21 protein-coding genes, 10 tRNA genes, 1 rRNA gene and 1 pseudogene are annotated in these 25,548 nt (G+C 39.8%); 6 read left to right on the forward strand and 27 right to left on the reverse strand.

Annotation, left to right across the window (positions count from 1 at the left end):
* Window positions 1-371 precede the first annotated feature (371 nt).
* Together BMX30_RS21895 and acpS are read right to left on the reverse strand one after the other, a co-directional pair.
* Window positions 372-1,385, reverse strand: coding sequence for a LolA family protein (locus BMX30_RS21895; RefSeq protein ID WP_090750340.1), 1,014 nt, complete (start codon window positions 1,383-1,385; stop codon window positions 372-374).
* 409 nt (window positions 1,386-1,794) lie between these two features.
* Window positions 1,795-2,148, reverse strand: a complete 354-nt coding sequence (gene acpS, locus BMX30_RS21900; protein ID WP_090750342.1) for a holo-ACP synthase — start codon at window positions 2,146-2,148, stop codon at window positions 1,795-1,797.
* Between the two features lie 116 nt (window positions 2,149-2,264).
* On the opposite strand from acpS, the gene BMX30_RS21905 reads away from it, so the two are divergent.
* A complete protein-coding gene (locus BMX30_RS21905) occupies window positions 2,265-2,849 on the forward strand; it encodes a rhomboid family intramembrane serine protease (protein ID WP_090750344.1) in 585 nt (194 codons plus the stop codon).
* Between the two features lie 56 nt (window positions 2,850-2,905).
* On the opposite strand, the gene BMX30_RS21910 is transcribed toward BMX30_RS21905, so the two are convergent.
* From BMX30_RS21910 to BMX30_RS21940, 7 genes are all read right to left on the reverse strand, one after another.
* Entirely contained in the window at window positions 2,906-4,345 is a 1,440-nt protein-coding gene (locus BMX30_RS21910; protein ID WP_090750346.1) for a PH domain-containing protein, read from the reverse strand.
* Window positions 4,338-4,817 (reverse strand): PH domain-containing protein, encoded by a 480-nt coding sequence (locus BMX30_RS21915; protein ID WP_090750348.1) that lies wholly within the window; start codon window positions 4,815-4,817, stop codon window positions 4,338-4,340. Before BMX30_RS21915 ends, BMX30_RS21910 begins: the two co-directional genes overlap by 8 nt.
* A 128-nt stretch (window positions 4,818-4,945) precedes the next feature.
* Entirely contained in the window at window positions 4,946-5,914 is a 969-nt protein-coding gene (gene uvsE / locus BMX30_RS21920; protein ID WP_090750349.1) for a UV DNA damage repair endonuclease UvsE, read from the reverse strand.
* 670 nt (window positions 5,915-6,584) lie between these two features.
* Entirely contained in the window at window positions 6,585-8,039 is a 1,455-nt protein-coding gene (gene cshA / locus BMX30_RS21925) for a degradosome RNA helicase CshA (RefSeq protein WP_090750351.1), read from the reverse strand.
* 803 nt (window positions 8,040-8,842) lie between these two features.
* Complete coding sequence (locus BMX30_RS21930; protein WP_090750353.1) at window positions 8,843-10,222, reverse strand: UDP-N-acetylmuramoyl-tripeptide--D-alanyl-D-alanine ligase; 1,380 nt, start codon at window positions 10,220-10,222, stop codon at window positions 8,843-8,845.
* 87 nt (window positions 10,223-10,309) lie between these two features.
* Window positions 10,310-11,377 carry a D-alanine--D-alanine ligase gene (locus BMX30_RS21935; protein WP_090750355.1) on the reverse strand — a complete coding sequence of 356 codons (1,068 nt, stop codon included), beginning with the start codon at window positions 11,375-11,377 and terminating at the stop codon, window positions 10,310-10,312.
* Between the two features lie 598 nt (window positions 11,378-11,975).
* Complete coding sequence (locus BMX30_RS21940) at window positions 11,976-12,752, reverse strand: hypothetical protein (protein ID WP_090750356.1); 777 nt, start codon at window positions 12,750-12,752, stop codon at window positions 11,976-11,978.
* A gap of 137 nt (window positions 12,753-12,889) precedes the next feature.
* Here BMX30_RS21940 and BMX30_RS21945 point away from each other — a divergent pair.
* Window positions 12,890-13,338, forward strand: a pseudogene (locus tag BMX30_RS21945) (FtsW/RodA/SpoVE family cell cycle protein); the annotation flags it as partial.
* 329 nt (window positions 13,339-13,667) lie between these two features.
* On the opposite strand, the gene BMX30_RS21950 reads toward BMX30_RS21945, so the two are convergent.
* Window positions 13,668-14,762 (reverse strand): mechanosensitive ion channel family protein, encoded by a 1,095-nt coding sequence (locus BMX30_RS21950; protein ID WP_090750358.1) that lies wholly within the window; start codon window positions 14,760-14,762, stop codon window positions 13,668-13,670.
* 277 nt (window positions 14,763-15,039) lie between these two features.
* Here BMX30_RS21950 and BMX30_RS21955 point away from each other — a divergent pair, with 277 nt between their 5' ends.
* A complete protein-coding gene (locus tag BMX30_RS21955) occupies window positions 15,040-16,113 on the forward strand; it encodes a GGDEF domain-containing protein (protein WP_170843972.1) in 1,074 nt (357 codons plus the stop codon).
* Between the two features lie 88 nt (window positions 16,114-16,201).
* On the opposite strand, the gene BMX30_RS21960 is transcribed toward BMX30_RS21955, so the two are convergent.
* Window positions 16,202-16,588, reverse strand: a complete 387-nt coding sequence (locus tag BMX30_RS21960) for a DUF302 domain-containing protein (protein WP_090750362.1) — start codon at window positions 16,586-16,588, stop codon at window positions 16,202-16,204.
* Window positions 16,589-16,787: 199 nt separating this feature from the next.
* On the opposite strand from BMX30_RS21960, the gene BMX30_RS21965 reads away from it, so the two are divergent.
* Together BMX30_RS21965 and BMX30_RS21970 are read left to right on the forward strand one after the other, a co-directional pair.
* Window positions 16,788-17,822: a 4Fe-4S dicluster domain-containing protein gene (locus BMX30_RS21965; RefSeq protein ID WP_090750364.1), complete on the forward strand. Its 1,035-nt coding sequence runs from the start codon at window positions 16,788-16,790 to the stop codon at window positions 17,820-17,822.
* Entirely contained in the window at window positions 17,800-18,474 is a 675-nt protein-coding gene (locus BMX30_RS21970; RefSeq protein WP_090750366.1) for a formate dehydrogenase subunit gamma, read from the forward strand. Before BMX30_RS21965 ends, BMX30_RS21970 begins: the two co-directional genes overlap by 23 nt.
* 65 nt (window positions 18,475-18,539) lie before the next feature.
* Here the strand turns inward: BMX30_RS21970 and glmM are convergent, their stop codons facing one another.
* The 5 genes from glmM to sigW all read right to left on the reverse strand — a co-directional run bounded on the left by glmM (window position 18,540) and on the right by sigW (window position 23,398).
* Window positions 18,540-19,889 (reverse strand): phosphoglucosamine mutase, encoded by a 1,350-nt coding sequence (glmM, locus tag BMX30_RS21975; protein WP_090750367.1) that lies wholly within the window; start codon window positions 19,887-19,889, stop codon window positions 18,540-18,542.
* Window positions 19,890-19,972: 83 nt separating this feature from the next.
* Window positions 19,973-21,205 carry a CdaR family protein gene (locus BMX30_RS21980; protein WP_090750369.1) on the reverse strand — a complete coding sequence of 411 codons (1,233 nt, stop codon included), beginning with the start codon at window positions 21,203-21,205 and terminating at the stop codon, window positions 19,973-19,975.
* Window positions 21,198-22,025 (reverse strand): diadenylate cyclase CdaA, encoded by an 828-nt coding sequence (gene cdaA, locus BMX30_RS21985; protein ID WP_090750370.1) that lies wholly within the window; start codon window positions 22,023-22,025, stop codon window positions 21,198-21,200. Before cdaA ends, BMX30_RS21980 begins: the two co-directional genes overlap by 8 nt.
* 147 nt (window positions 22,026-22,172) lie before the next feature.
* Window positions 22,173-22,817: an anti-sigma factor family protein gene (locus tag BMX30_RS21990; RefSeq protein ID WP_170843973.1), complete on the reverse strand. Its 645-nt coding sequence runs from the start codon at window positions 22,815-22,817 to the stop codon at window positions 22,173-22,175.
* 17 nt (window positions 22,818-22,834) lie between these two features.
* Entirely contained in the window at window positions 22,835-23,398 is a 564-nt protein-coding gene (gene sigW / locus BMX30_RS21995; protein WP_090750373.1) for an RNA polymerase sigma factor SigW, read from the reverse strand.
* A gap of 172 nt (window positions 23,399-23,570) precedes the next feature.
* On the opposite strand from sigW, the gene BMX30_RS22000 reads away from it, so the two are divergent.
* Window positions 23,571-23,732: an aspartyl-phosphate phosphatase Spo0E family protein gene (locus BMX30_RS22000; RefSeq protein ID WP_090750375.1), complete on the forward strand. Its 162-nt coding sequence runs from the start codon at window positions 23,571-23,573 to the stop codon at window positions 23,730-23,732.
* Window positions 23,733-24,173: 441 nt separating this feature from the next.
* On the opposite strand, the gene BMX30_RS22005 is transcribed toward BMX30_RS22000, so the two are convergent.
* From BMX30_RS22005 to rrf, 11 genes are all read right to left on the reverse strand, one after another.
* A tRNA-Ala gene (locus tag BMX30_RS22005) sits at window positions 24,174-24,249 on the reverse strand.
* A 10-nt stretch (window positions 24,250-24,259) separates the two neighbouring features.
* Window positions 24,260-24,334 (reverse strand) — tRNA-Gly (locus BMX30_RS22010).
* A gap of 28 nt (window positions 24,335-24,362) precedes the next feature.
* Window positions 24,363-24,435: transfer RNA gene (locus BMX30_RS22015), tRNA-Lys, on the reverse strand.
* A gap of 228 nt (window positions 24,436-24,663) precedes the next feature.
* Window positions 24,664-24,738, reverse strand: a tRNA-Gln gene (locus tag BMX30_RS22020).
* Window positions 24,739-24,791: 53 nt separating this feature from the next.
* Window positions 24,792-24,875: transfer RNA gene (locus tag BMX30_RS22025), tRNA-Tyr, on the reverse strand.
* A 6-nt stretch (window positions 24,876-24,881) separates the two neighbouring features.
* Window positions 24,882-24,954 (reverse strand) — tRNA-Thr (locus tag BMX30_RS22030).
* 67 nt (window positions 24,955-25,021) lie between these two features.
* Window positions 25,022-25,097, reverse strand: a tRNA-Val gene (locus BMX30_RS22035).
* Window positions 25,098-25,137: 40 nt separating this feature from the next.
* Window positions 25,138-25,212: transfer RNA gene (locus tag BMX30_RS22040), tRNA-Glu, on the reverse strand.
* 23 nt (window positions 25,213-25,235) lie between these two features.
* Window positions 25,236-25,308, reverse strand: a tRNA-Thr gene (locus BMX30_RS22045).
* 31 nt (window positions 25,309-25,339) lie between these two features.
* Window positions 25,340-25,415, reverse strand: a tRNA-Asn gene (locus tag BMX30_RS22050).
* A 19-nt stretch (window positions 25,416-25,434) separates the two neighbouring features.
* Window positions 25,435-25,548, reverse strand: a 5S ribosomal RNA gene (gene rrf, locus BMX30_RS22055); the annotation flags it as partial.

The raw sequence follows: 25,548 nt of genomic DNA on the forward strand, positions 1-25,548 counted from the left end.
GTAAACACACTTCCTTTAATACGTTCCTTCCTCTTATCTGTATATTATCGAACCAGGAAACAGGAAATGTCAAATAGATAATTCTCAATCTAACCGTAGAGGAAGATGTTAGAAATTGGACTCCGTAAAATTTTATCGGCTACATTTATTTATCTCCATCAGAACTTAATTATTCTCAAATCCATCGCTTTTTATTTGCTCTTTTCTCAAACTCTGTTGCTTTCTAAGCTGAATACTAAGTGTTTGGGCTATCTGCAGCTAACAAATTTGATTAGAAAAAGATACTTAATGAACATTAACCTATAAAATAAACAACTAAACTCATAGCCATTAAAAAAACAGGCCCTTGATTTGAGCCTGTTTTGAAATGATTATTTTACTACATCACCTTGAACCGATTTCGCAACCATTACCATTTCTTCTGGTGTCAGTTCAGATGAAGCGAGCATGTATTCCACACCTTGATAGGTCCATCTAACGGAATTCTCTGACTGTGCTCCTACAGTGAAACCTAAGTCAACTGGATTTCCATCTATAGCGACCGGATAGGTACCATCCTCCATCACTCCTGCTTTCTCCTGAACAAGCGTGAAAGACTTTTCCCCATCATAGGTTAGGACAATACGCTTACCATTTTTGGTATTCATCACTCTTTCATCCGCTAAGGTAACACCAGGAAGTTCAGCCACTGGGTACTTAACAGTGAATTGCTTATCGTCTCCACCAGCCATAACTGGTACCTCTAATTGTGAGGCAGTCATATTCTTTTTCATATCGAACGCATCGTCGTCAAAGCTAGCTCCAAATTCCACGTCAGAAAATTCAACGGTAACTAGAGCATTTCTATCCGTATCCATTACTTTAACGCTAGCCGGGGTTAGATCTTTTTTATTTAGCTTGATTTCCTGAAGAGGAAGCATTTGGTTGTTTTGATAACGAGTCTTTGTCTCAAACACATAATGCTTTTCTGTCTCGTTGTATTTTGCCTCTTTATCCTCAAGAATGTCCTGCACTAAGGATTCATATAAATAGGCCTGGCTGCTATTTTGCGGCCAACTGCTTTGAAAACGGAAGCTCTTATTCAATGCAGGTGTTAAAACGAACACTCCTTCTTCATTCCTTAGAATCATCTGGCTCTGATCCTTTTCGGCATTCTTTAAGTTTACACGGTAAAATGACGGTTCTTTATGCCAAATTTCCACCTCATAAACCTGCGGCTCTGATCCCATTTGAAGGGTCATTTCTGCTTTTGCCTTATAGCTCTTCAATTCTGATAGTGTCTCATCCAGGTCCTTTACAACTGTTTCCTGCGATTTAGCACCACAAGCAGCCAAAACTAATAAAATCATCACCCCGGCGAGAAGCAGCAAAAACCTATTCTTCATTCCTTCAACCCCTTTTTAGTCTAATTTCAACATGTAAAGGGAAAGAAAAGACAGTCTACAGCTATTGTTCCCGCCGCCTGGTCTTGTCTCCCCTGTTGCACTATGAATATATGAGACAACCTTAGGGTTTATGACCAAGCTTTCGATAAGCTTGTTTTATTTTTTACTCTGTTAGGAGAAATTAGTTGATTTTACAAATTGTTGATTGGAACGGAAGGCACTCGACTCCTCGAAAATGAACTGCACATTTTCTCGTGCGTGGGCGGATTCAACGATGTAAAATCAGAGTCCTGCGGGAGTACGGGGCTGGGGAGACCCCACAGGCGCTTCTAGCGCCGAGGAGGCTCCCCGGCACGCCCGCGGAAAGCGAGTGCCTGGAGTGAAAATCAACATACTTATTTTAGAGAACCTATATTTTTTCAATGACAACTTGTGCAGCCGCATAATCACGGCTATGGGTAATCGAAAGATGAACCCCTTCCGCAAACGGCTTTAATACATAGGGTTTTCCTCGTTCATCTGCTATAATTTCAATATCAAGAAAAGACAAATCCTTCCCAATTCCAGTACCGATGGCCTTAGAAAAAGCCTCCTTGGCAGCAAAACGCCCTGCTAAGAACTCAGCCTTTCTCTTTATAGGTAAGGATTCAAAAATTGCTCTTTCCTTTATCGTCAAGACCCTATCAGGAAAGCGTCCTTGGTTTTCAAGCAAACTGGTAATTCGGCTAATTTCCACAATATCAAGCCCAATGCCTGTAATCATGGTTACAACCTCCTTCTAAAAAATAAAATACAAGCATAGTAAATTAGTAAAAACAGTAGTTATTTTATGCCTTAAAAGGCTATTCTTAAAGATGAGAGCTTTTCAGGAGGTGCCCAATGTTTGTCAGAACAGAAAGTTTACGTGAATTTATACGTTTTTATCCGCTAATTACCTTTATTCTTTTGTTTCAACTAGTTATCTTCCTTGCTACGTCACTGCCGTTCATACCGAGCAGAGAAATTTTTTCCCTTTTAGCGGGGGTCAACCTGTATATTGTCGAAGGGGAATTATGGAGGATTGTTACTCCAATCTTTGTTCATGCCGGTTTGGCCCATTTGTTATTTAACAGCTTTTCACTTGTACTTTTTGGACCTGCCCTTGAAAGAATACTAGGAAAGGGTAAATTTCTATTTGTCTATTTATTAACCGGGATTGCTGCGAATATAGCGACACTTATGCTCGAGCCATTGACCTATACACATGTGGGTTCAAGTGGCGCCATCTTCGGTCTGTTTGGTTTTTACATTGCCATTACGATGTTTAGGAAGGATTTGCTCTCCAAAGAGAATTCACAAACCATCCTGACAATTGCCGTTATTGGTGTCGTAATGACCTTTTTCCAAGCGAACATTAATATTACTGCCCATATTTTCGGTTTGATAGCCGGGTTCCTAACAGGGCGTGTGATTCTATCTAAATAACGGAAACAAAAGCGCCGTCAACCGGCGCTTTTTCCTTGGCAAAAGACTCTCCATTATCAATCCTCTTTACGCGAAAACCAATTATAAATCTTCTTTGTATCTTCCCAATCAAGATCATACACTTTTCCTCCGGATCCACCGTGACCGGATTTTACCACTGCATCAATCGTTGCAAGCCTTTTTTGAGTTTGAAAATGACTTTGTTTGATTGTCAATGACTGTACCTTTTCCCGTTTCATAAAGACCGTACTTTTCACAATTGTCCGGAACCTTAACGTCAACAATCCATCATACAGACTCCAGCCCGCGTCCCTATACTCAAGCCATGACCATAACGCAGAGGCTACTAGGAGGGCAATCGAAAAATATCCCCATGGCCTAAACAGGAAAACAACGACGAGTACAATGGGAATAGCAATAAACCATCCTTTTAGCAAATAGCGAATATATGCCCGGCTTGGAACAGAGTGGAGCTCTGAATTTAGCTGATAATCATCCAGATAGGGTTCCAGTAGCCTTGCAACTTTCTGTTTTTTTATGATGGGGAGAATGAGGACCTTTGAACTTTCCTCATTTAGCGCTGAACCACCTGCACTTTCTACGAATACCGAAGCCATTCCTATTGGTTGGCGAAGTAAGTTTTCACTAATCCGAACAGCCTGAATGCGCTTTATTGGAATCGTAAATTGGCGTTTCTCAAGTAGCCCCCTCGTAATAATTAAATCATCATCTACTCTTTTAAGAGTGAAATTGGCATACTTTAGCATTGTACCCACCACAGATATCGCCCATGCTAGCAGAAATCCTAAAAAGATGATAATGCTAATAAATACAAGTCCACTTGAGATAAAGTGTTCTACCTCATTGAAAACACGATCAAAGGGTATAAATTCCTCAAACTGAAGAAAGAAAGCAAAGACTGCTGAAATAACAACACCTACCCCTCCTGATGTGGAAGCAAGTAGAAGCAACTCGCTAGAAGAAATCTTATAAATAACTGTTTCCTTGCTATCAATTTGCTCGCCTTCTTCAACAGCATGTGTAGACTTTTTTAGTTTCACAAGAAGGTCGTGTATTTCGTTTGCCTCGTTCTTTCTGATAGCAGTCAAGACGGCTTCTGCCTCCCCTGCACCAGCTCCTCCAGCGGTTTCAACCTTCACTTTGACAAGTCCAAAGGGACGTTGCAATAACCCTTCGGATACATCAAGGCTCTGTATCCGTTCAAAAGGAATATACCGCTTTTTACGGACAAAAAGCCCATGTTCGATTCTTAATTCCCCATCCTCGACTCTGTAAGTAAATCGATACCAAAAAATAATACCCGAAATAAAGACGAGGAAAAGCCCACCAGCCACAGCAATGAGATAAAATTGATTCCCGCCATCGCCACTACTTCCAAAGACCACAAAGACAATTAAAGGAACAATCAATTCTTTTAGTTGCCGCAGCATATTAACGACAGCTGCAATCGGGTGCAGTCGTTTTGGCTCAGACATCTTCGTCCGCCACCCTTGCCAGACTTGAGATTGATCGCCTTAACTCCTCGGCTTCATGCATATCAAGAGCTGGGATTTCATGGACCGTAGCTGCTGTTGAAATCATCACAGTTGAAAGTTGATACTTACGTAAAAGCGGACCCTGTTGTGTATCAACATGCTGAACTCTTATCATTGGGATAAGCGTTCTTTTAATAATAAAAACACCGCGTTGCAGTTCAATCTCTTGTTCTCTTACCTCATAACGCCATCTCTTCCACCGCAACTTAGGAAGGAGGAAAATCATTACATAGCTATAAGTCAAGGCAATGAAGAGAATGACTCCAATAATCCAAAATAGCCAGTCAAAAATAACACCTAAAGTAATCAGTCCCCCTGCCACTAGGCAGATAATCAACGAGGAGATCCCCCCAGAAATTCTCCATACCACCAATGCGCGCTCCGAAATTCTCGTTTGCGGCTCAGGAATCATATATCCATTCCTCCTGATTTCCCATTTTATGTACTCTATCAGTATACATTATTTTTAGAAATGAAGATGATGTATACCTTTTTTATGCCCAACAGGAAATGGAAGGTTCTTTCTTTCAGTGAGAATTTTCATTCCAACATGAAACTAGCTTGGTTCATCATCTTGATTCCTTCCATTCCCCTAAGATCTTCACTAAGTTTGAACAGTGCTTCATCCTTCTTTTTCGCTTCAATCATGCAGTGTATTTCCGGGACTGTCCCTTTTATTTTTTGTAAAAAGCGATTGAACATTGCCGGATCGATGTGGTCGGCATGTGCCCGAAATTCCTTCTCGTTCCTTGGGCTAGATATATGCATCTTAATAGGAAGGGGAGAATGTTCCCAGGTTCCAACCACCCTTTCCCAATGGGTTTCCCAATCATCTTCATTTTCAAAGTTGGCGAGATGGTGGTGATAATCAAATACGAGCGGAATACCCAATTTTTCACAAAGGTAGAGTGTATCATTTAATGTAAAAGTGGTGTCATCATTCTCCAACATAATCAATGCCTGTAAACTTCGAGGGAGGAGCCCCCAGTTATGGATAAACTGTTCAAGGGCCTTTCCCTTATCTTCATAAGCCCCGCCTACATGAAGGACACAGCGATGCTCAGGGTCAACTCCCATTCCACGCAACAGTGCTTCATGCATGGATAGCGTTTTAATTGAATTATTTAACGTATCCTTGTTTGTTGTATTTAAAAGAACAAAATGATCTGGGTGGAAATCAACCCGCATAGAGTTCGCTTGTATGTACTCCGATAAAGCCTTTAACGGTTCTTTTAAAGACTTTAAATACTTCCAGTCAGATAATTCTGGATGATTTGCTAACGGAATTAGCCGCGAACTAAACCGAAAGAAAGTAATATCATTCGCTACGCTATGCTTTAATAAACGCAAACAATTTTCCAAATTTGAAATAGCAATCCGTTCTAGCTTTCGAATTGCAGCTTCGCGGTCCTTGATTGCCTGGAATTGTTTAAAAGTCATGGTCTGTGATGGTGAACAATTTTGAAGCTCAACACTCATTGCCACATAACCAAGTTTCACTATGGTCATTAAATCTCCCCCTTAAAGTACCTTTGGGCTTTTACTCCGTAGTATGCCTTATTTCTATGGAATCATAAAAAAAGCTGTGATAAGCGGTATCGGGTTCCATTAACTAACGCAAACTTTAAAAATGTAATGCAAAATGATATATCGAAATTAAGATTAGGCTCTCCTGTATTTCGGTGGTAATTTGACAGGGTATGAATAATAAGCGGAAGAATTCCGGCTAAATTGGGAAATACCCATATTTCCCTTGAATTAAGGGGAGTTTTTCCGCTTATATTATCCAAACCTTTGAATTTTGAATTATTTAGAGCTGTTAACCGGATATTCTCCGCTTATTTTCGCTTTTTTAGCTTCCTCTATTACATTAACCGGAAATTCTCCGCCTATTAGAGATTCATACCTAAATAACCGCTACAAAGAAGGCAAAATGGTTTTAAACTTCCTAAAAACGAAAATGCAAGGGAATGCTCCCTTCCTAATTATCATATTTTTCAATCTTATTACTAGTTGCCCTGCATAATGCAAAAAGGATTACATTTCGGTTTACATTTTCCTGTACTTTCGAGGCAACCTCGTGCCTGGAACGGAAATCAACCGACTCATAAGAAACTTCGACTTTTAGCACAACCTAAAAAGAGAGCATTCCAAAGGAATGCTCTCTTTCACAAGCTACTTATCTCGGTGAGCGAGAAGATGATGGCTTGCCACCAGTTCTCTTCGTCGCCGTACGAGGCTTATGACTACTTTTATTGCGGTTATAATCCTGACTTCTTCTGCGATCCTGAGGCTTTTTATCGCGCCCACGATTTGGCAAAGGCTTTTCTTCTGTCAATTTTACAGGAGTTGTATCAGGTTCTTTTGTTAACATTTTTAGTACAGAAGCCACTACAGTGACAGGATCGTGGTCACGGAGTAATTCATCTGCAGTCTGACGGTAATACTGTAGGTTATTTGATTCAATCGTTTGAACGATTTTATCAAGAACCGCTTTTTGCTGTCCCTCAAGGGCTTGGTCAAGGGTTGGTGCCTGCATACGCTCCATACGTCTCTTTGTTGTTTTTTCAACAACAGCAAGATAAGACTTCTCCCTATGGGTAACGAATGTTAAGGCCATTCCAGCTTTTCCTGCACGACCAGTTCGACCAATACGGTGAACATAACTTTCTGGATCCTGAGGAATGTCAAAGTTATAAACATGGGTAACCCCAGAAATATCAAGACCACGTGCTGCTACATCCGTAGCAACGAGGACGTCAATATTACCCTCTTTAAATTTACGAAGAACTGACATTCTTTTAGCTTGAGAAAGGTCACCGTGAATTCCCTCAGCTGTGTAACCACGTAGGTTTAAGGCTTCAGAAAGTTCATCAACGCGACGCTTTGTTCGTCCGAAAACAATCGCTAGTTCAGGTGACTGAATGTCAAGAAGTCTTGTTAAGACATCAAACTTAGTCTTTTCTTGAACTTCAACGTAATATTGTTCAATTAAAGGTACAGTCATTTCACGTGCTTTAACGCGGACTACCTGAGGATCTTTCATAAATCGCTCGGCAATTTTTTGAATTGGTCCAGGCATTGTTGCTGAGAACAAGAGCGTTTGACGCTCTACAGGTACTTTTGCTAGGATGCTTTCAATATCTTCAATGAATCCCATGTTAAGCATTTCATCTGCTTCATCTAAGATTACTGTATGGACATTCTCCAAATTAATCGTTTTCCGGTTGATATGATCTAGAAGACGTCCAGGTGTTCCAACAATAATATGCGGACCTTTTTTCAACGCACGAATCTGGCGATTGATGTCTTGCCCTCCATAAATTGCTAAGACGCCAACTCTTTTACCCGAACCGATTTTATAAAGTTCTTCTGATACCTGTACAGCAAGCTCACGAGTTGGGGCAATAATAATCCCTTGAATGTGGTTTTTTTCCTTCTCAATTTTATCAATGAGAGGTACTCCAAATGCTGCTGTCTTTCCTGTACCAGTCTGTGCTTGACCGATTAAATCTTTATTTTGCAGACTCAACGGAATCGTTTCGGCCTGAATCGGTGTCGCCTCTTCAAAACCCATTTTTTTCAATGACTTTAATGTGGCTGGGCTTATGCCCAATTCTTCAAACAATGTCAAATTTGTTCATTCTCCTTTTTCTTGTTCAAGTATTTATCCTTTTTAAGTGGCTGTTTAAGTTTTTCTCAAAATAGCCTTATCTGGAAATATCGTACACCTTAGTGGAGGATTTGGTGTAGAGCATAGCGAGAGTCCAAATGAGGCTGTTCGTCAGGAGCATTCCTCAAAGTAGTGCAAAAAAACATCTCCCATACGAAAGAGCCTGTCATTTTACAGGATTTTCTTACGTAGACACTTGATGTTAATCTTACCACCTGTTGGAAGTGAATGCAATCTATTGCGTTCTGTCCTGAGCCTCAGATATTGAACTTAACACGCATTTATAGGCGTAAACAGCCATTAAACCGGGTCTCCCTAAACTTTATTTTCTAACAAAAGGTTTTAAATCGCAAATCATAAAGCATCCTTTTCTTCTTTAATTGTTCCCCACTTTTTATTATTTCACACAAAAAAAAGCGCAAGCGCCCTGGTCAGCGGCGTATGGCCTGGAGCTCTCCAACTGAGATAAGGCGAACCTTCAATCAGCGAGCGCACTTCCCGCTGATTGTTAGTTGAGCCAACCGGGTTCTTACGGGCAGTTGAGCAGCTACTGCCCGTTAGAACGCGGCAAAGGAAACACGAAGAGCGAAGCGCATTCGTGCTTGACTTATCGTAGGGCGGTAAAATCCAAAAGCCGATTTTACTCGGAGAGTGAAGGACACTAGCCGCTAGGGCGCTGGAGCTGGACAATTCTCTAAGTTAAAACTTTTATACTTTCTTTTCTTTTAAAAATGCCCCTGACTTTTATGGTCAGAGGCTTTTCATTATTCACTTTGTAGAGTTGTTACTACCTCTTCTAACTTCATTCCTCGAGAAGCCTTTACAAGCACGAGCGATTCACTCGTAACAACCGACTTTAGCTTCTCAATCAGTTCTTGTTTATCATCGTATGAAAAAACCCGGTCCCTACCTAGAGCTTTTGTTGCCCCATCTCCAATAAAAGCTGCTAATTGTCCATAGGCAAACACATAGTCAATTTGTTCAGGATTTAATGATAGGCCAACCTGATAATGGTACTCTTCTTCTTTTGGTCCAAGTTCGAGCATATCGCCTAAAACAAGGATCTTTCTTTTATGGCCCTTAAGATTTGTAATGAGTTCTATTGCCGCATTCATAGATGTTGGGCTTGCATTATAAGCATCATTGATAATACTTTCCCCACGAGAACCTTCCAATAATTCCATTCTCATGTTGGTTAATTTAAGCTCAGAAAAACCTTCATTCATCCTCTCGAATGGAATCCCGAAAAACTCAGCAGCTAGCATTGCGGAAAGAGCATTCAGAATATTATGGTTCCCAAGAACTGGCAATTGAAAGGGCTGACTACTTTGATTTATGACGAAGGTGCTACCTGTAGAAGTTTGTTCAACTTTTACGGGATACAAAAGATTTTCCTCCGATTTTCCGAAGGTCAACAATCGACCGTTTCCACTATAAGATGCCAGCCGCTCCGTTAATAAAGGTTCATCCCCATGGTAAATAATGACGCCACCACTTTTTAATCCTTGGATGATTTCAAGCTTTGCATCTGCAATTGCTTCTCTAGAGCCCAAATCAAGTAAATGAGATTCGCCAATATTTGTGATAATCACAGCAACTGGTTGAGCGAGCTTGGTTAGAAATTCAATTTCTCCTCTAGCGCTCATGCCCATCTCTAACACAGCAATTTCTGTATCTTCACTAAGACGCAAAATTGTTAATGGAAGACCAATATGGTTATTAAAATTCCCTTCCGTCTTCTTTACGTTATATTTAATACCAAGCAAATTTGCTGCGATATCCTTTGTCGTGGTCTTTCCATTGCTTCCAGTAATACCAAGTACCTTTGTTTTTAGCTGATTACGATAACTCCTAGCAAGTTCCTGCAAAGCAGTTAATGGATCTTCGACGATCAGGAGTGGGAGGTGTAGAGGGGGGTTAGGTACATCCTTTTGCCAAAAAGCCGCAGAAGCACCTCTACTAATGGCATCCTCCACATATCGATGCCCATCCACCTTTTCTCCCTTAAAGGGGACGAATAAATTTCCTTTTTCGATGTTACGGGAATCAATTGAAACCCCATTAATTTGCACTTCGCCATATTGAGTGAGGTCATTTTCAATTTGAATCATGGTCGCAATAGTACCAAGCGATTTTTGAATCACTGTTCTTCCTCCTAAGCCTGCCAATTTTCAATTACATAACGAAACACGGATAAGGGAGTTGAACTGCCCCTGACCCGTGTCACATAGTTAAAATGTATACTTGATTTTTTGCTTCTCTTTGTGACGTTCTATGGCCAAATCCACAAGGCGTTCAATCAACTGAGGATATTCTACTCCTGTATGCTTCCACATTAGTGGGAACATGCTAAATGGCGTAAACCCTGGCATGGTATTGACTTCATTGATAAGAAATTTCCCATCCGATGTTAAGAAGAAGTCTGCTCTCACTAGCCCTGAACAATCTAAAGCCTTATAAGCCTTTATTGCCAATTCCTTCAGAGTTTCATACTGTTCAGTCGTAATTTCTGCCGGGATGACTAGGCCAGTGTCCCCGTCTTCATACTTCGCTTTATAGTCATAAAAATCTTTTTTCGGTACAATTTCACCAGCAACCGAACACTCAGCATCGTCATTGCCTAACACACCGATTTCAATTTCTCTTGCCGTAACACCCTGCTCGATAATAATCTTACGGTCAAATTGAAAGGCTTCCTTAAAAGCCTCAACAAGTTCTGTCCGACTTGAGCACTTTGAAATTCCAACACTTGACCCTAAATTAGCCGGCTTCACAAAACACGGATAGCCAAGATCATTTTCCACCTGATCATAAGCGTTATCTTGGTCTCTATCCCACTCACTACGAATAAAAGATAAATAGTTAACTTGTGCAAGGCCCGCCTGTGCAAAAATATTTTTCATAATAATTTTATCCATGCCCGCAGACGAGGCAAGTACTCCATTCCCGACATAAGGAAGGTTTAGTAATTCAAGCATTCCTTGCACAGTTCCATCCTCTCCATTTGGTCCATGTAAAAGAGGAAAGATAACATCAAGAGGTCCCTCTTCCGCCTTAAAAACCGTTGGACTGAATTCAGGGGAAGGGAGGGTATTCGATGTGAACTCAAGCGCTTTTACGTTTTCTGCAGGTGCATTCAACTGTGCTCCCTTTATCCATTCGCCTTCTTCGGTTATATAAATAGGATGTATTTCAAATTTGTCATAATTCAATGCCTTCGTTACAGCAAGAGCTGTTTGCATGGATACCTTATGCTCTGCTGATTTCCCGCCATAAAGTAACCCGATTTTTCTCTTCATAATATAGAACCTCCAGTTCATCAATCACTTTTTCTATTTTAACACTATCTTATTTAAGTTAGGATACATTCTTATTACAATTATTTAAAGCGACTTCGGTCTTATCCTTCAATTATTGTATGTTGTCATGAGCTTGATTAAAAACCACAAATTCGAACAGGTAGGTCTACATCTGGCTTATGAAGATGATTTCTGGCCTGGTTCCTCCGGTTTCATCTTCATCGAGCTTAGTACGTAGATTAGTCCTATGTTCCCTTCCACTCTCACAGGACACTATGACATTTTTAAATCAGCCCACATTCGAAGGAGTATAGTTCATTATCGAGGACGTTTTGTGCTTTCCACTTCGTCAACAGGGTTGGCCCGATGTTCTCATTAACCTAAAATGCATCATATAAAGCAGCCTAATAAAATAACCGCATAGACCTAGTCAACTGGTCTAAAGCGGTTTCTTTTTTCACAAGTATAAATACTGGTTTTTTGCTATATTCCTTGCGTTTCTACAACATATTTACATGCACCAAAGAAAATAAACCCTATCATGAAAACAGAGCTTTTTCTATCAATATTATGTAGTGATAAAAGAAAGTAAACAGTATTAGTCAGCAACAAGACTCCATTCCTTCAGCTTTTTATCAAACACTAAACGGCCGTCTGGAGGATTTTCACTGATTTCTGAGAACTCTTCATACATGTCATCGATATTCGTAAAATCGCCGATTACCCAAATAGGCAGTTCTAACCGATTTCTATTTTGTTCGATGTTCTTCAGTGAAAAAACCGCGCCTTCTCTAAATACAGGGGTTAATGCCTTTAGGATATCTTTGCTCATGACTGGATACTCCCGCTTTCTCCGTAATCCTAGAAGGTTTTTCTCCGATTTAAGCATCGTGATTTTCCCGGGGATTACTTGGCTTAGCATCCGATAAAAATCGTTAATATTTCGGTAATATACTTTGTTAAACCAACCGTCATCATGCGCCAAGTAGGCATAGCGGTTTCCGAGCTGATTGTAGAATGGGATCTTTAGATGATGTTTTGTGTGCCCTAAATAGAGGATCTCTGCTAGTTCCTGAGCCGAAAGAACATTTAAGGCCTCCAATTCTTCAAAATCAAGCCAGCAAAAATCACCATAGCTCGATACATCCTCATTCATAAGCTTCGCTAACTTATCCTCAGGGACATAATTTAGAAATGTGTGACTATTAAAATCACCATCATCGAATTGGTGTTTCAATAAAAGTAAATAATTTATTGAATCAGATAGGGAACGAGCAAACTCAAAAAAGCTTATTCCGCAAGACAATACATATTGATCCCGATCATTTAAATGGATATATAGGAGTTCCTGGTTATCAGAACGATTTCTTTTCATAGTGGTCCCCCCTCAAATTTATTAGTTTATTCTGCACCCAGGTGCCTTTTCATTGTTCATTTCTTTTATTTTACTATAAAGAAACCGGAAACATTATTGATTATATCTTCGTCTTTCAAATTATAGTAAAACAAACCTTAACTAAATCATTATCTGGTTCAGGCTTAATCACTGGTAAAGGCTTAGGTGAAAGGACTGTCTATATACCGTCTATATACCTGAAAGTCATACCGACTTCATTTTTAGCGTCATCGGTGAAGAGTATGGCTTTATCGGTGGAAGCATTGTCATCAGCCTGTTCTTCTTCCTCATTTACCATTTAGTTAGAACAGCGGTTGACACGAACGACTCTTTTAATACCTACATCTGTACGGGGGTCATATGTATGATTGCCTTTCATGTTTTTCAAAACATTAGGATGACGATACAACTTTTACCAATCACTGGTATCCCGTTGCCTTTCATTAGCTACGGAGGGAGTTCATTAATGGGAAATATGTTAGGGATGGGACTCATTTATAGCATCCGCTACCATCATAAAAATTACATGTTTTCAACGAATAGCAGAAGCGCCTTTTACATTTAAAAGGCGCTTCTGCTATTCGTTGATCAAAAGGCATTTCTATGAAAAATTATTGATGAAAAACATAACAAGAAAAATGATGAAGGCATAAAAACTAAGGTGTAATAGAACGGTTGTAAAAAAATCCTTCAATCTTTCGAATGAAATTGTGTTGTTTCTTCTTACTCGTGCCCTCATGATATCCCCCTTATGTAGTTTTATCCATTCACACCAATATTTTCATTTAAAATATCATATCATAAACGAATGGTTTTGTACCTAACCAATAGCATGAAGAAAAAGAATACAGAAAAAAGCTTCATCTAAGATGAAGCTTTTCATACGAGCATCCTTTATGAGCCCTCTTCAGTTACGAACTTCACTTGGTTTTCCATTTCTGGGCCCAAGTACAGCTTTCTGCTTTGTAATGCAAGGCTAACGCTCTCATTATCTAGGATATCGAGAATTTCAAAATTAACTTCTTCTTTAACCTTAAGAAACTCTTCCCAATTGGTTGTATTAGTAAAGAAATATAAGAAAATATCAAAGCCATTTTCTTGATATTTATCAAAGTTTACTAATATGGTCTCTGGGTGGATTCCTTCATGGTTTTTTAACAGGTAATTGATCCGCTTAACAACATTCTCAAGTTTTTCCTTAGGCGTATCGTGGGCTACTCTTAAATTAAAAGATACCTGCCTTTTCCCCATTTTACTCCAGTTTGTAATATTTTCATTCGCTAAGGTTGCATTCGGCACCGTGACTAGTGCTTGTGCGAAAGTTCTTACCTTTGTACTACGAAAACTAATATCCTCAATTGTCCCTTCCACACTAGGTGTCATGATCCAGTCGCCTATGGAGAATGGTTTCTCTGTAATAATGACAACTCCTCCAACCAAGTTACCTAATGCATCCTTTGCTGCAAGAGAAATTGCCAGTCCGCCAATCCCTAATCCTGCAACGAAACCGCTAATATTATAACCAAATTCTTGTGCAATAATGGTAAAGGAAATCGCCACAATAATGACTCTTATTGCTTTGGATATAAACGGAATTAAAATTTCATCAATTTCCATACTGTATTTAGTATTCATTTTCGTAAAAAACAAGGACGAAGAAGACGCTAAATTATACAATCCCCAGCCTAGAAGGAAAATAAGCGAAGAACGCATGAAGCTTAAAAATAGATGATTATCTTCATTCAGATAATGACTATAATCGGCGGATACATAAATCCCAAGAACAATGAACACCCATTGCATTGGTTTTTCAAAAGCTAGCATAACTTGAGAGAAGAAGCTACTTGGTGCTTTCTTCACTAGCCATAATAATACCTTGAAAACGTATTTCGAAAAGATCTTTCTAAAAATCAGGAAAATAAATAGGATACCTACTGTAATCCCAATATTCGTTAAGGCTGTATATGAAACCCAGTGTTGCCAAGACAATATAGTAACCCCCTAATAAAATTCTTTTATATAATAACACACAACTATCGCGATGCGTTTGAATTTCATCCTAGGTGAGCCGGCTAAATTTACCAGGTAAAGTTAGAGCAATTGTCGAAAATTGTTGATAAACATGCTTGGTTATATGCTACTCTTAAAGTAACCTTACTATGGATGTGAGAAAAAATTGACCTTAAACAGGACCATGATCACAGCAAGTACTTTCCTGATTATTTTACTCTTGCCGCTACCTTATTTTTTTCAAGATGCTTGGTGGGTGGAGATTCTAATTTTTCTGCTTGTTCTATCATTGTTTAGTATGGTTTTTATAGCCAACCGCCAGATAAGAAATTTGTCAGAGCAGCATTTGGATTTGGAGGCTTCAAACACTAACTTAAGAAATGAAATGACTACCTTAAAAGCGACGAATAAACAAATTCGGGACAGTCTAGCAGAATATAGATTTCTTGTTGATCACCTAGATGCCTTTGTTTTCAACGTAAATATTCAAACAGACACATGGCTAACAACAGACCAGCTTGACGGGATACAAGCTTTCGAAAACAAAATACACCCTGAAGACAAAGTTAACTTTTATAAAAGAAAAGAGAAATGGCTTGCTGGACAAGCGGTTCGTTTCGAATTTAGAACAGTAGAGGCAAGTGGGGAAATTTGCTGGAATGAACTACGTACAGAATCCACCTTTAATGAATCAGGAGAGCTTGAGCGAGTTACAGGTATCATTATCGATACGACTGCACGTAAAGTTAAAGAAGAAAACTTAGCCCAAATGGCTTTCTATGACACCTTAACAGAACTACCTAACCGCTTGATGCTAAAAAGTCATTTAAATAAAGTTCTGTCACGAGCAAAAAGAACAAAGCATGAATTTGTGATTATGTTTTTAGATTTGGATGGCTTTAAAGCGGTTAACGATACTCTCGGCCATGAGACTGGAGATGCTCTTTTAAAAGATGTAGCTACACGATTAAATGCCTGTGTGCGAGAAGAAGATTTAGTCTCGAGAATAGGTGGCGATGAATTTATCATTGTCTTTGAGGAGACTAGTAAGGATACTGTAGAAGAAATTGCAGACCGCATCATAGTGAACATTGCAAATCCTTACTATATATCAGAAAAAGAGGCAAGGGTTACTCCGAGTATTGGCATCTCTATTTATCCTGAGCATGGGACAGATATTGATTCGATAATTGATCATGCAGATAAAGCAATGTATGTAGCCAAAAGTAAAGGGAAAAACAGATACCAATTCTATGATTTAGAACTTGAGGAATATCCACAACCCAAAGAAACATTTATAGCCAAGTTTAGAAAACTCTTTCAGAAATGAGATTCTATTGCTGGGAACGCAAACTCAGCTACCTAAAATAAAAGAGAAGGTTTTAGCTAATATGTAACCAGCTAACACCTTCTCTTTTTTATGCACTTTTTTCTAAACAGCTTATTAACCTCACTTCAATATCTTTAGCCATTTCCTGTAGCTGCGGATTGTCAATTACGCTTATCAGAGCCGTTGGCTTTGGCATTCCAATCTTTGTTTGTCCGTTCTCTTTGTAAACAACAATTTTACAAGGGAGAAAATAACCGACTAATTTATTTTCTTTAATCACCCTCTCTGCCTCCTTAGGGTTGCACACCTCAAGGACAAAAAACTCTTCATCTAAACTGAAGCCCTTTTCTTCTAGCTTATCTTTAATATTAAACGTCCATAATACTCCAAATCCTTCTTCCTTTAGATTAGTTTCAAGCGATTGAATTGCCTGGTCCACTGTTTTATTTGTCTCTAATGTAAAATGAAACTCCATCAAAATTTCCTCCTTTATTTTCTCTCTTACTTTTTCCTAATTCCCTCCGTCTTATCTCTCTTCGTGACATTTCTGTGAACAACAAAAAATTTTCAGTACGGAGACTACACAATTAGGCTTGTTTTCATTATACCCCATATAGTATAAATAAAGAAACGAATTTACATACCCTAATGGGTATTTAGTAGGAGGCTATATAATGCAAACAAATGAAGTATCCCGGCGGGAGTTTATTAAAAGGTCTGGAGGAGCCCTTGCCGTGGGAACAGTCATCTTAACTGGAACGGATAAGGTGATTGCAGCGGATAAAAAAATGGATGAAAAGGGGACAATCATTGACCTGAGCATATGTGATGGTTGTGCAGCAAAGAACACACCTGAATGTGTATTAGCGTGCCGAACTAAAAATGCTGATAAATTTCCTAAAGTCGACCAAAGCGAATTAAAACCCTATTGGCCGCAGAAAAAGTTTGAGGATTGGTCTGATCAACAGGATAATACGAAACGACTAACTCCATACAACTGGACGTTTGTAGATCAAGTAACTGTCGAACATGATGGGAAAAGTGAGGAAGTATTTGTTCCTCGCCGCTGCATGCATTGTGACAACCCAACTTGTGCTGGTTTATGTCCATTTAGTGCCATTGAAAAGGATAAAAATGGAGCAGTCGTTATCAATGAAAATCAGTGTATGGGTGGGGCAAAATGTCGTGATGTTTGCCCTTGGGATATCCCTCAAAGACAAGCAGGTGTGGGAATTTACATGAACTTAGCCCCTGACTATTTGGGTGGCGGTGTCATGTTCAAATGTGACTTCTGTGCAGATTTACTTGCGGAAGGAAAACAACCAGCATGTGTAACTGCGTGTCCAAAAGGAGCTATTTCATTTGGGACAAAGCAAGAAATGAAAGACCTGGCTTATAAGCGCGCGAATGAAATCTCCGGTTATGTTTATGGAGATAAAGAAAATGGTGGAACAGCCACTTTTTATGTATCAAAAGTCCCATACGAGAAAATTGATGCAGCAATCAAACAAAGCAAAAAGGACAGCAATGACCAAAAACCTGGACGTCCTACCATGGAAGTAGATGCTGAGAATAAACTAGATACCTTAAGTGGAATGGCATTAAGTGCAGCGATTGCACCTGTTGCTGGCCTTGCTGCCGCTGGATTTGCGGCTTACAACAAAATGAAGGGACAAAAGAAAAGCCATGAACAAGAAAAAACAGAATAAGGTATATCGTCAAAGCCTATCAAACCGACTTGTGCACTGGATTACCGCTATTTCCATATTTGCTTTAATCATCAGTGGCTTTGGTCAAATGCCTATGTATAAACGATACAATATTACCAAATTGCCTGGAGCTGAATGGCTAGGGGAATACTCTTTAACATTAGTCATGCATTACGTTGCAGCTATTGTTCTCATTTTCATCGTATTCTACCATATCTTTGTTCACACTCTTCTAAAGCAATTTGATGCCATTCCAAAACGCGGCGATGGAAAAGAATCCGTGAAGATTATTAAGGCAATGATTACGAAGGGCGAAGAGCCTCCTAGTGAAAAATACCTTGCTGAGCAAAGACTCGCCTATGCGGTTATAGGTGTGACTATATTAGCCTTAGTTATTACTGGGTTGGTAAAAGTAGCTAAAAATGTAGCCTTTATCTCCGTTTCCCACCCAATTGTTTTCTGGTCTACCGCCATTCATAATACAGCAACATTTATTCTTATTTTTCTTATCATTGCCCACCTTGCTGCCTTTGGAATAAAGGCGAATCGCAAACTGCTTCCTGGCATGTTCACGGGGTATGTCGACAAGGAATATGTGAAACACCGACATTCCTTATGGTATAAAAAATTAAAGAATGAGAAGAATTCTTAATTCAACCAAAAAAGAAGGCCTAAGAGAACAAGAGCTCTCTTAGGCCTTTCTGTCTTTGTTTGTGCTTACTCTTTCAAACCCATTTCCTGATCAACTACCGCAACAATACGATTTACATATTCCTCGCATTGTTCTTCGGTTGGAGCCTCAGCCATTACCCTAACTAACGGCTCAGTACCTGAAGGGCGAACAAGAATGCGTCCATTCCCATTCATTTCTGCTTCAACTTGTTGAATCACCGCACTTACTTTTTCATTGTCGGTCACATGATATTTATCTTTTACCCTTACATTCACTAGTACTTGAGGAAACTTTTTCATTTCTCCTGCAAGCTCGGAAAGCCGCTTCTCTGTAACCTTCATGATGTTTACCAACTGTAGACCAGTAAGCAGGCCATCTCCCGTCGTATTGTAGTCAAGGAAAATAATATGACCAGATTGTTCGCCGCCGAGATTATAGCCATTCTTCTTCATCTCTTCAACAACATATCTGTCTCCAACCGCAGTCGGTATACTTTTAATCCCCTTTTCTTCCAACGCTTTATAAAAACCAAGATTACTCATAACAGTTGAAACAACGGTGTTTTGTTTTAAACGATTCACTTCATTTAAGTATTTTGCACAGATATACATAATTTGATCGCCATCAACAATTTGCCCATTTTCATCAATTGCAATTAAACGGTCACCATCACCATCAAATGCTAGTCCAACATCAGCACCCTTTTCCTTTACAAAAGCTGTAAGTGCTTCTGGATGGGTTGAACCAACACCATCATTGATATTAAGTCCGTTTGGAGAAGCTCCCATTGTTGAGATATCTGCATCAAGGTCTGCAAATAAATGCATAGCTAAGGAAGAAGTAGCTCCATGCGCACAATCAAGCGCCACATGAATACCAGAGAAATCCTCATCCACAGTCTGTTTTAAGTATTGTAAATACTTTTGTCCACCTTCAAAATAGTCATTAACCTGTCCTAAAGCAGATCCGACTGGCCGTGGTAATTGATCTTCTTGAAGGTCCATCAAGTTTTCAATCTCTAACTCTTGCTCATCTGATAGCTTAAAGCCATCTGGACCAAAAAACTTAATTCCATTATCTGCAACCGGATTGTGCGAAGCAGAAATCATGACGCCAGCCTGAGCACCGAGGGCCTTTGTTAGATATGACACTCCTGGGGTGGATATAACACCTAGGCGCATAACCTCAGCCCCAATTGAAAGCAGACCTGCAACTAATGCTCCTTCAAGCATATGCCCAGAAATTCTTGTGTCACGCCCAATTAATACCTTTGGTCGTTCTTTATCCTTAGTTAGTACGTAGCCTCCAAAACGGCCCAGTCGAAAGGCTAATTCTGGAGTAAGCTCACTATTTGCAACTCCGCGTACTCCATCGGTACCGAAATATTTACCCATTTTAATAATCGCTCCTTATTAGCGGCTCATGCGTGAGCCATCCTATATTCTCATATCATAAACCCATTTAACGGGTAAAGTAGTTACGTTTCCTTTTTCGAGATTGTAATATTTGCTTTCTGGGATGCTAACTTCCAACTTATATTATTTGGTGCGGAGACACTAATATCAACACTATGGTCCCCTTCTAGCAAACCTGAAACATCAATCAACAACTCAAAGTCACCTACTGTCAAACCATTGACCAACTCTGCCTGCCCAGTTGCAATAACACTAGTACGACCATTTTCTGGATCTCTAAAATTTATATTTTGATCCTCGGTCTGTCCCGATACCGTAATCGGAATATTGGACAGTGTTACTTCTTCCTGCTTTTTCACTTTGATCGTGAGTTTAGCTGTCTCAGGAGAGACCTCAACAACTCCGTTTGAAATTATAATAGGAAGTGTCACTTCCGTATCCTCCGTAATATTGCTTACATCGACTTCCACCCTTACCTTTTTTACATCCTCTAAAACTTCAGGATTGGCAATAATCGTTGCTTCGTTTACATCGGAGGTAATTGAGTCAATGGTCACACCCTCAGGTGGGTTGCCTTTGGGCACGATATCAAGTGGGACCTTTTTGCTCGAGCTCTCGATTGGAATGGTCACATCGACGGTACTAGGTTCAACTGTTACGTCAAGCTTGTTCATGTCCTTGTCCAATACGAGGACATCAGCCTTCGTAGTAACTGTATCTTTCGTTTCTTCGCCAATATTTACGTTGGCCTTAACATAACCAATTTGATCAATTACATTTTTCGCACCCGTAACTTGAACTGTATCGGGCTCGATACTAGGAGAGCCAGCTACATACCCATCGGCAATCATTCCTGAGTTGAATTCAGCACTTACTTTAAAATCCCTTGTGACTCTTTCTTGTATATTGACCGTTATGTTAGAGGGATCAATAGTAACTGTAAGTCGCTCAGAAATATCCCTGATATTAATTTGAATTTGATGCTCTCCCATTTCTAATTCGGTCAAATCAACATAAACTTCAAAATCTCTTAAGGCTCTAGCCTGTTGAACAATATTCCTAGGTCCTTGAATCCTAACATCGACTGTCTCCGGTATCCCGGTTACCACAAGGTTTTCCGAATCATAGTAACTGTTGACCGGTACCTCGGTAATCACCTCTGTATCTTCATTAGAAGGGACATTAATATTTCCCGATTTATTCGAATTAGTAATCGGAACGGAGGAGAATAACAAAAAAGCGAGCAGAAGTGAAACTCCTCTCAAGAACCATCGGTTATCAAGCCATTTATCCATCCTTCTTCACCCTCCAATTCCATCGGGTCGAAGCAGCATTATTTGTTTTTGAGATAGATATTATTTCATTTTGCAAAAGCTCCCTAAGTTGGTCCATGCTAACATCACGATAAAGCTCACCATTTTTTGTAAGGGATATATTTCCCGTTTCTTCAGAAACAATAACAGTAATACTATCGGTCACTTCACTTATCCCTAACGCTGCCCGGTGCCTTGTCCCTAGTTCCTTGGAAATAAATGGACTCTCCGATAATGGTAAATAACACGCTGCTGCTGCCACACGGTTTTTTTGTATAATCACAGCCCCATCATGAAGGGGAGTATTGGGAATAAAAATATTAATTAATAGTTCTGAGGAAACCTTGGAATCGAGTTGAATTCCCGTTTCAATATAATCACCCATCCCGGTTTCTCTTTCTATTGAAACAAGCGCCCCTATCCGCCGTTTAGCCATGTAGTCTGTAGCTTTGATAATGGCCTCGACCATTTTCCCTTCATTCTCTTCCTCACTAGAAGCTGTTCTTGAAAAAAGTCGTCCCCTACCTAATTGTTCTAGTGCCCTTCTAAATTCAGGTTGAAAGATGATAATGATCGCAAGAAATCCCCATGTTATAGCTTGCTCCATGATCCAACCAAGTGTGTTTAACCCAAAAACATCACTGATAAATTTAATAATTAGGATAACAAAAATCCCTTTTAATAATTGAACCGCCTTTGTTCCACGTATATATCCAATCGCTTTATATATGACAAACCAAACGAGGAGAATGTCAACGATATTGGCCATATAATTTACTAAATCCCAATCAGCAAACGACATTACCTTTCCTCCAAAAGTTTAGTTAAAACTCTAAATGTACCAATAATTACTCACCAAATTTATTTGTAACTTTATTATTATATCACAACAGATGGTGCATTTATGAATGTCGGGCGGTAAAAGATGACTAAAAAGAAAAGCCCCCCTTTATTGGAGCGACCTTTCTTCATCCTCATTCATGTTAAATGTATTTTTGACCGTTGTTTTTATATGATACCAAATCCAATCAAAGATTTCATTCACTTCACTTATTTCCCCAGTTACCTTCCCTGCAGCAGCAAGATATTTCTCTCCACTAATCTCTCCATTGATAACCGTAACGTCTCCTTGAACTTCCCCTTCAATTTGAACCTTACCATTACGGACAAGGATGTCCCCTTTTACTACCTCACCTTCAGGAACGATTACTGTATCATTCTCAACAAGGATATTTGGTTGCTTAGAATAGGAGAACTGCTCCTCTTGATTCCAATTCGAAAACAAACTTCCTGCCATAAGGAGAAAGAACAGGGAAGCTGCCGAAAGAAACGGATGGTTTTTAAACCATCGATTAAGTTCTACCTTGCGCTTTTCTTTTGGAAGTTTCGCCATAATATCCTCAGTAAAACCTTCTGGAGCTTTTATATGAGCAGTACCTTGAACTAAGGCAATGGTCCTTTTTAGTTCCTTAAAATGCTCCTCACAAGTCCCGCAGCTCTGTATATGTTCACTCAGTTCAAGTGCCCTCTGTTCTGAAATATCCTCATCTAAATAATCATGCATATAAGCAGTATACTTTTCTGGACAACTCACTTTCATTCACCTCAGCTTTATAAATTCCTTAACTGCTGCCTAAGGGTTTCTCGACCTCTATGAATTCTTGTTTTCACCGTACCTAAAGGGATATCAAGTATTTCGCTTATTTCATTGAGAGAGAGCTCCTCCATATACTTCAAGACAATGACCGCTCTATATTTCTCTGGTAGTTTCGAGATTTCTTTCTGAACCGTCTCTTGAAGCTCCAAACGCACTAGTTTATCCTCAGGCATAACCGAATCTGAAGCAATTTGGGAATACATCGTCAAGCCCTCAGTCCCCGGTACTTCTGCATCTAAAAAGTAATCCGGTTTTTTCTTTCTAATCCGGTCGATACATAAGTTAGTTGCTATTCGATAGATCCATGAGGAGAATTTCTTACCCTGTTTGAAACTTTGGATGTTGATATAGGCGCGGATAAAAGCTTCTTGAGCAACATCCTCTGCTTCATGCCGATTTCCTAACATCCGATAACAAAGTTGGAAAATCTTATCTTTATATAATTCAACTATTTCCCCATAAGCATTTTGGTCACCTTTTAAAACTTGTTTAATCCGCGAATTAACGATTGTCTCCATTCTTAACCTCCGCTCTACCTGCGGCTACCCTTATTACGAACAGATAGCTAAAAAGGTTTCACTAAAGAAACCCAATATAAAACATTCTAACAAATATTTACTCTGTTTGTTTAAAAAGCTTAAAATAGGATATAAAATAAATATACCAATAAAAAGTGGTGGTGAAGAAAAAATGAGCATACATATTCTTAGGAAAGATATAGAAAGATGCCGACAAGAAATGGTTCAACTAGCATTACACTCTTCCCTGTCCGACCAACGCGTCATTGAAACAAGTAAGAAACTTGACTATTTATTAAATACTTATAATAAATTATCCTCTAAAAGCTCATAGCATACCAAACCAGCAGCGGAAAAGCTGCTGGTTTTTCACTTCTGAAACTTAAAGGTGAGGCTTTTTAGCGCAGTTCTTATTTGCTTCTTCTCTTATTTGTCCGCCGAATCCCCTGCAATCAACGTCAACAGTTAATAACCTTAGTGAGTTGGTTTTACCGTTTCAGCTTTAGACTATCACTCTCTCTTTGACTGCGTTGGGCTTTTTATCGTTACCGTTTTAATTCATTTCTTCTCTCTTCGGGAACGTTAAACCTTTTATCGTTACCGGTTTTAATCTGTCGAATTATATCCTAGTCCTAAAATAAAGGCTCTGTTAAACATGTTTGTTGATTTCCGCTCCAATCAATATTTAGTAAAAACAACAATATCCTATAACAAAGTTAAAATAAAAAAAGCCTTAAATCATAGATTTAAGACTTAGCTAATATATGTAGTAAATTGGTGGAGCCTAGCGGGATCGAACCGCTGACCTCCTGCGTGCAAGGCAGGCGCTCTCCCAGCTGAGCTAAGGCCCCCTAAGGGAAATGGAGCGGAAGACGGGATTCGAACCCGCGACCCCAACCTTGGCAAGGTTGTATTCTACCACTGAACTACTTCCGCGCTGTGAACAGGGAGTAATAAAATTATATGAGCCATGAAGGACTCGAACCTTCGACCCTCTGATTAAAAGTCAGATGCTCTACCAACTGAGCTAATGGCTCTAAATGTTAATCTTACATAATGCTCCTAAATATATTACCTGGTAGCGCATCTACGCTGCTCGAAACACCTTACGGTCTTTCTCGCAAGTTTCCATCGATGATTTTACCAAAGGAGCAAGAAACTTGCTCTACCAACTGAGCTAATGGCTCTAAATGTTAAGTTGCAGTGAAGGCATTCAAATGAACCGAGATTGTCTCCAACGATTAATTAGAATGATTCACAAAAAATGGCTGGGCTAGCAGGATTCGAACCTACGAATGACGGAGTCAAAGTCCGTTGCCTTACCGCTTGGCTATAGCCCAAGGACAAAATAAAAAGGACAGTATTAGTATGTCCAGTTCTAGTAAAACTATAATGGTGGAGGGGGACGGATTCGAACCGCCGAACCCGAAGGAGCGGATTTACAGTCCGCCGCGTTTAGCCACTTCGCTACCCCTCCGAAGAGTGCCGGCCAGAGGACTTGAACCCCCAACCTACTGATTACAAGTCAGTTGCTCTACCAATTGAGCTAGGCCGGCAAATTTTAGATTATTTCGCTTTGTGAAAGTAACATTTGAGAATTACTTTCGCTACGCAAAAAAATTATGGTGGAGGATGACGGGATCGAACCGCCGACCCTCTGCTTGTAAGGCAGATGCTCTCCCAGCTGAGCTAATCCTCCGTTAATCTAAGTGTAATTGCTTTTCTTATATGAAAAGAGATGGTGACCCCTACGGGATTCGAACCCGTGTTACCGCCGTGAAAGGGCGGTGTCTTAACCGCTTGACCAAGGGGCCATATTGATTTAAATAAAATCCAAAGCTTCCAAGCGGGCTCGAACCGCTGACCTCTTCCTTACCATGGAAGTGCTCTACCTACTGAGCTATGGAAGCATAGATCAGGCTTGAAGCCGGTATTTAAAAATGGCTCCGCAGGTAGGACTCGAACCTACGACCGTTCGGTTAACAGCCGAATGCTCTACCAACTGAGCTACTGCGGAACAATGTTATTAGGAAAACGCCTGGCAACGTCCTACTCTCACAGGGGGAGTCCCCCAACTACCATCGGCGCTGAGAAGCTTAACTTCCGTGTTCGGCATGGGAACGGGTGTGACCTTCTCGCTATCGCCACCA

It is taken from the genome of Mesobacillus persicus (assembly GCF_900109925.1).
GTDB classification, from domain to species: Bacteria; Bacillota; Bacilli; order Bacillales; family Cytobacillaceae; genus Mesobacillus_B; species Mesobacillus_B persicus.

What these genes read in the sequence shown, in the direction of transcription:
- acpS (WP_090750342.1), bottom strand. Translation starts at nt 2,148, where the DNA reads ATGATTACAGGCATTGGGCTTGATATTGTGGAAATTAGCCGAATTACC.
- uvsE (WP_090750349.1), bottom strand. Translation starts at nt 5,914, where the DNA reads ATGACCATAGTGAAACTTGGTTATGTGGCAATGAGTGTTGAGCTTCAA.
- BMX30_RS21910 (WP_090750346.1), bottom strand. Translation starts at nt 4,345, where the DNA reads ATGTCTGAGCCAAAACGACTGCACCCGATTGCAGCTGTCGTTAATATG.
- BMX30_RS21970 (WP_090750366.1), top strand. Translation starts at nt 17,800, where the DNA reads ATGAACAAGAAAAAACAGAATAAGGTATATCGTCAAAGCCTATCAAAC.
- BMX30_RS21980 (WP_090750369.1), bottom strand. Translation starts at nt 21,205, where the DNA reads ATGGATAAATGGCTTGATAACCGATGGTTCTTGAGAGGAGTTTCACTT.
- BMX30_RS21895 (WP_090750340.1), bottom strand. Translation starts at nt 1,385, where the DNA reads ATGAAGAATAGGTTTTTGCTGCTTCTCGCCGGGGTGATGATTTTATTA.
- BMX30_RS21905 (WP_090750344.1), top strand. Translation starts at nt 2,265, where the DNA reads ATGTTTGTCAGAACAGAAAGTTTACGTGAATTTATACGTTTTTATCCG.
- cdaA (WP_090750370.1), bottom strand. Translation starts at nt 22,025, where the DNA reads ATGTCGTTTGCTGATTGGGATTTAGTAAATTATATGGCCAATATCGTT.
- glmM (WP_090750367.1), bottom strand. Translation starts at nt 19,889, where the DNA reads ATGGGTAAATATTTCGGTACCGATGGAGTACGCGGAGTTGCAAATAGT.
- BMX30_RS21915 (WP_090750348.1), bottom strand. Translation starts at nt 4,817, where the DNA reads ATGATTCCTGAGCCGCAAACGAGAATTTCGGAGCGCGCATTGGTGGTA.
- BMX30_RS21935 (WP_090750355.1), bottom strand. Translation starts at nt 11,377, where the DNA reads ATGAAGAGAAAAATCGGGTTACTTTATGGCGGGAAATCAGCAGAGCAT.
- BMX30_RS21960 (WP_090750362.1), bottom strand. Translation starts at nt 16,588, where the DNA reads ATGGAGTTTCATTTTACATTAGAGACAAATAAAACAGTGGACCAGGCA.
- BMX30_RS22000 (WP_090750375.1), top strand. Translation starts at nt 23,571, where the DNA reads ATGAGCATACATATTCTTAGGAAAGATATAGAAAGATGCCGACAAGAA.
- BMX30_RS21940 (WP_090750356.1), bottom strand. Translation starts at nt 12,752, where the DNA reads ATGAAAAGAAATCGTTCTGATAACCAGGAACTCCTATATATCCATTTA.
- BMX30_RS21965 (WP_090750364.1), top strand. Translation starts at nt 16,788, where the DNA reads ATGCAAACAAATGAAGTATCCCGGCGGGAGTTTATTAAAAGGTCTGGA.
- sigW (WP_090750373.1), bottom strand. Translation starts at nt 23,398, where the DNA reads ATGGAGACAATCGTTAATTCGCGGATTAAACAAGTTTTAAAAGGTGAC.